Here is a 4,409-nt window from a genome sequence, read left to right as displayed (position 1 = left end):
ACAAATACAGAAACAGCGGCGGGGGCCCCCCCCCCGCCCGCTTCCTTGTTCCCGTCGGCTGTTCGCTCCTGGCGTTCCCGGGCGGAGCGTGCGCGTCCCCTCGCCGGGCTAATGTGTGCTGCGTACGGCGCGTACGAACGCGCACATGACTGACCGTCGGAGGGACAAAGCCGTGGAGGTCAAGATCGGCGTGCAGCACGCGCCCCGCGAGATCGTTCTGGAGAGCGGTCAGACCCCGGAAGAGGTCGAGCGCGCGGTGTCCGAGGCGCTGGCCGGCAAGTCGCAGCTCCTGAGCCTCGTGGACGACCACGGCCGCAAGGTCCTGGTTCCGGCCGACCGGCTGGCGTACGTGGAGCTCGGCGAGCCCACGCAGCGCAAGGTCGGATTCAGCGCCCTGTAGGGCGACTGAGCCACACAGCAGTACGGGAAGGGCCCGGTGACATCGTCACCGGGCCCTTCCCGTACGCACGTCCCGCCGGTCGGCGCCGCCCATCGCGCCCGGCGCACGCTCGCTTCCGATCCGTCACCTCCGCAGATGGAGCACATGCCGGGCGTGGAGGAGGGTTGCGTTCCGAAGGTCAGGGGTAGGACCGGCTACGACCGATTTGCACCGGCCGTGCGGGAGGGACCCCATCATGTTCTTGGAAGCGTTCGGCTCCGCGCTGATCGGTCTCGCGCTGGCATGGGCGGCCTCGTACCGCCTGCCCCACCGGTTGCCGTCCCGCAGCCTGGTCCTGTCGACCGGCGTGGTGGGAGCCCTGTTCGGTGCCTTCCTGACGCACACGGCACTGGGCTCCGGCCACTTCCTGGCCATCCTTCTCGGCGCGATGGCCGTCTCGGCGGCGCTGCTGTCGTTGCTGCTGCGCCCCGAGGAGCGTTTTCGACGCCGCTCGGCGACCGCGTAAGCCGTTGCGAAGGCCCCGCTCCCGCGACCGTGAACCGCGCGTGTAGACGGCGGGGCGATCAGGTCTCCGGGCCGCGAGGCTCTCGGCGTCCGGGCCGCGTGAGGCCCTGGGCGACCTAGGCGGCCAAGCCCAGCGCGGCCATCCGCTTGGTGTGCGCCTCGGTGATCCGGGAGAACATCCGGCCGACCTCCGCGAGGTCGAATCCGTCCGCCACGCCGCCCACGAGCATCGTCGACAGGGCGTCGCGGTCGGCGACCACGCGCTGCGACTGGGACAGGGCCTCGCCCATCAGCCGTCGCGCCCACAGAGCGAGCCTGCCCCCCACGCGCGGGTCGGCGTCGATCGCGGCGCGCACCTTCTCGATGGCGAAACCGGCGTGCCCGGTGTCGTCGAGGACGCCGAGGACGAGCCCGCGGGTGTCCGAGTCGAGGCGGGCCGCGACCTCACGGTAGAAGTCACTGGCGATCGAGTCGCCGACGTACGCCTTGACGAGCCCCTCCAGCCAGTCCGAGGGGGCCGTCTGCCGGTGGAAGCCGTCGAGCGCGGCGACAAAGGGCTCCATCGCCTGCGTCGGCTCCGCGCCGATCGCGGCCAGCCGGTCCCGCAACTGCTCGAAGTGGTGGAACTCGGCGGACGCCATCTTCGCCAGCTCCGCCTTGTCGCTGAGCGTGGGCGCCAGCTTGGCGTCCTCCGCGAGCCGCTCGAACGCCGCGAGCTCGCCGTACGCGAGCGCTCCGAGCAGGTCCACGACCGCGGCGCGGTACTGGGGCTCGGCCGAGGCCGTCTCCCAGTTCTGCGCGGCGACTCCGGTGGCCGCGGGGGCGGTGTCGGCGGTGGCCTCGGCGGGCTTCTCAGCGGCGTTGTCAGGCGTCGTCATGAAGCGCACAATAGCCCGCTCACAGCACGAGGGAAGTCCCTGGTCAACCTGTGTGACGACGACTACGTGACCAAATCGGCCATCACATGTGCGCGAATCCGGGGTATGGTGGTAATGCGCCCGGCGAGTATTCGACGGGCCGCACGAATGAGGATGCCCGGTCGGTGGCCCGATCGGCTCCGACCCGACAGCCCTCCTCGTCGGTACGGCACCTTGCGTACGACATCCGGAGGGAACCCTCAGCGGCACGAGAGCTCGAGCGTCGGCAGTGGTCCCATGCCACCCGGCCCGCCCGTCAAGAGCGGCCGACGTCCCCGGCACGGTCCCGACACGACCCCCGCGTTCGCCTCGTACCGCGTACACAGAAGAGGCAGCACCCTGACTACGACTTTCCGAGAGCTCGGAATCCTCCCTGAGACCGCCGAGGCCCTTGAGGCCGTCGGCATCGTCAACCCCTTCCCCATCCAGGAGATGACGCTCCCGGTCGCCCTTTCCGGCACCGACGTCATCGGCCAGGCCAAGACCGGCACCGGCAAGACGCTGGGCTTCGGCCTCCCCCTCCTGGAGCGCGTCACCGTCCCCGCGGACGTCGAGGCCGGCCGGGCCAAGCCCGAGCAGCTCACCGACGCCCCGCAGGCCCTCGTCGTCGTCCCGACGCGCGAGCTGTGCACACAGGTGACCAACGACCTGCTGACCGCGGGCAAGGTCCGCAACGTACGCGTTCTGGCCATCTACGGCGGCCGGGCGTACGAGCCCCAGGTCGAGGCCCTGAAGAAGGGCGTCGACGTCATCGTCGGCACCCCCGGGCGCCTGCTGGACCTCGCGGGCCAGAAGAAGCTCAACCTCAAGCACATCAAGGCGCTCGTCCTCGACGAGGCCGACGAGATGCTCGACCTGGGCTTCCTGCCCGACGTCGAGAAGATCATGAACATGCTGCCGGCCCGCCGTCAGACGATGCTGTTCTCGGCGACCATGCCGGGCGCGGTCATCGGTCTCGCGCGCCGCTACATGTCGCAGCCGACCCACATCCGCGCCGCCGCGCCGGACGACTCGGGCGCGACCGTCGCGAACACGAAGCAGTTCGTGTACCGCGCGCACAACATGGACAAGCCGGAGATGGTCTCGCGCATACTGCAGGCCGACGGCCGCGGTCTCGCGATGGTCTTCTGCCGCACCAAGCGGACGGCGGCGGACCTCGCCGACCAGCTCCAGCAGCGCGGCTTCGCGTCCGGCGCGGTCCACGGCGACCTCGGCCAGGGCGCCCGCGAGCAGGCGCTGCGCGCGTTCCGCAACGGCAAGGTCGACGTCCTCGTCTGCACCGACGTCGCGGCCCGCGGCATCGACGTCGAGGGTGTCACCCACGTCGTCAACTACCAGTCCCCCGAGGACGAGAAGACGTACCTGCACCGCATCGGCCGTACCGGCCGCGCGGGTGCCAAGGGCATCGCGATCACCCTCGTCGACTGGGACGACATCCCGCGCTGGCAGCTCATCAACAAGGCGCTGGACCTCGGTTTCCCGGCCCCGCCGGAGACGTACTCGACCTCTCCTCACTTCTACGAGGAACTCAGCATCCCGGCCGGCACCAAGGGTGTCCTGCCGCGTTCCGAGCGCACCCGCGCCGGGCTCGCGGCCGAAGAGGTCGAGGACCTGGGCGAGACCGGCGGCCGTGGCGGTCCGCGTGGCCGCGGTGGCCGTTCGGCCGCGCCGTCGTCCACCGAGCGTGAGCGCGCGCCGCGTACGCCCCGCCAGCGCCGTCGTACGCGCAGCGGTGCGGCCTCGGAGGAGACGTCCGCGTCCACGGCCGCTCCGGCGGCCACGGAGTCGCCCGCGTCCGTCGAGAGCGCCGAGCCCCGTACGCCGCGCCGCCGCCGGCGGACGCGCGGTGGAGCGGGCGAGGCCGTGGCGGCCGCTGCCGCCGCCCCCGTGGCCGAGGCCGCTGAAGCCGCCGTGGCGACGGCCGAGGGTGTCACCGACGAGCCGGCCGCGCCGCGCCGTCGCCGGAGCCGCAAGAGCGCCGCGACGGCCGTCGAGACGGCGGAGGCGGTGGTGACCGCCGCCGAGGCCGTGGTCGAGAGCGCCGCCGAGACGGTCACCGAGGTCGCCGAGGCTCCGGCCAAGCCCGCGCAGCGCCGGACCCGCAAGGCCGCGGAGACCGCCGTCGACACCGTCGAGGCCGCCGCGACCGAGGTCACCGAAACGGTCACCAAGCCGCGGCGCACCCGCGCCAAGGCCGCGACCACGGACACCACCGAGGCCGCCGAGGCGACCGAGGCCACGCCCGTGCGCCGCCGGACCCGCAAGGCCGTCGCCGACGCCGAGATCCCGGCCCAGGCCGCCGAAGCCACGGAGGCCAAGCCCGCCGCGCGCCGACGCACCCGCAAGGCCGCGGAGACCGCCGTCGACACCGTCGAGGCCCCCGCGACCGAGGTCACCGAAACGGTCACCAAGCCGCGGCGCACCCGCGCCAAGGCCGCGACCACGGACACCACCGAGGCCGCCGAGGCGACCGAGGCCACGCCCGTGCGCCGCCGGACCCGCAAGGCCGTCGCCGACGCCGAGATCCCGGCCCAGGCCGCCGAAGCCACGGAGGCCAAGCCCGCCGCGCGCCGACGCACCCGCAAGGC

Annotated in this window: 4 protein-coding genes; 3 read left to right on the top strand and 1 reads right to left on the bottom strand. The window is 72.7% G+C overall.

Annotation, left to right across the window (positions count from 1 at the left end; all coding sequences use genetic code 11):
* The first annotated feature begins 172 nt into the window (after positions 1 to 172).
* Together ACWEBX_RS36820 and ACWEBX_RS36815 are read left to right on the top strand one after the other, a co-directional pair.
* Positions 173 to 400 (top strand): DUF3107 domain-containing protein, encoded by a 228-nt coding sequence (locus ACWEBX_RS36820; RefSeq protein WP_028801993.1) that lies wholly within the window; start codon positions 173 to 175, stop codon positions 398 to 400.
* A 235-nt stretch (positions 401 to 635) separates the two neighbouring features.
* A complete protein-coding gene (locus tag ACWEBX_RS36815) occupies positions 636 to 905 on the top strand; it encodes a hypothetical protein (protein WP_451889098.1) in 270 nt (89 codons plus the stop codon).
* A gap of 115 nt (positions 906 to 1,020) precedes the next feature.
* Here ACWEBX_RS36815 and ACWEBX_RS36810 read toward each other — a convergent pair whose 3' ends face one another.
* Complete coding sequence (locus ACWEBX_RS36810) at positions 1,021 to 1,782, bottom strand: ferritin-like fold-containing protein (RefSeq protein ID WP_361688803.1); 762 nt, start codon at positions 1,780 to 1,782, stop codon at positions 1,021 to 1,023.
* A gap of 471 nt (positions 1,783 to 2,253) precedes the next feature.
* Here ACWEBX_RS36810 and ACWEBX_RS36805 point away from each other — a divergent pair.
* Positions 2,254 to 4,409, top strand: a 2,156-nt coding sequence (locus ACWEBX_RS36805) for a DEAD/DEAH box helicase (protein ID WP_451889097.1), incomplete at its 3' end; no start/stop codon positions are given.

Source organism: Streptomyces sp. NPDC005070 (genome assembly GCF_053600395.1).
The sequence above is the reverse complement of the archived record's forward strand: the minus strand, read 5'-3'. Positions and strand labels throughout refer to the sequence as shown.

What these genes read in the sequence shown, in the direction of transcription:
- ACWEBX_RS36815 (WP_451889098.1), top strand. Translation starts at nt 636, where the DNA reads ATGTTCTTGGAAGCGTTCGGCTCCGCGCTGATCGGTCTCGCGCTGGCA.
- ACWEBX_RS36810 (WP_361688803.1), bottom strand. Translation starts at nt 1,782, where the DNA reads ATGACGACGCCTGACAACGCCGCTGAGAAGCCCGCCGAGGCCACCGCC.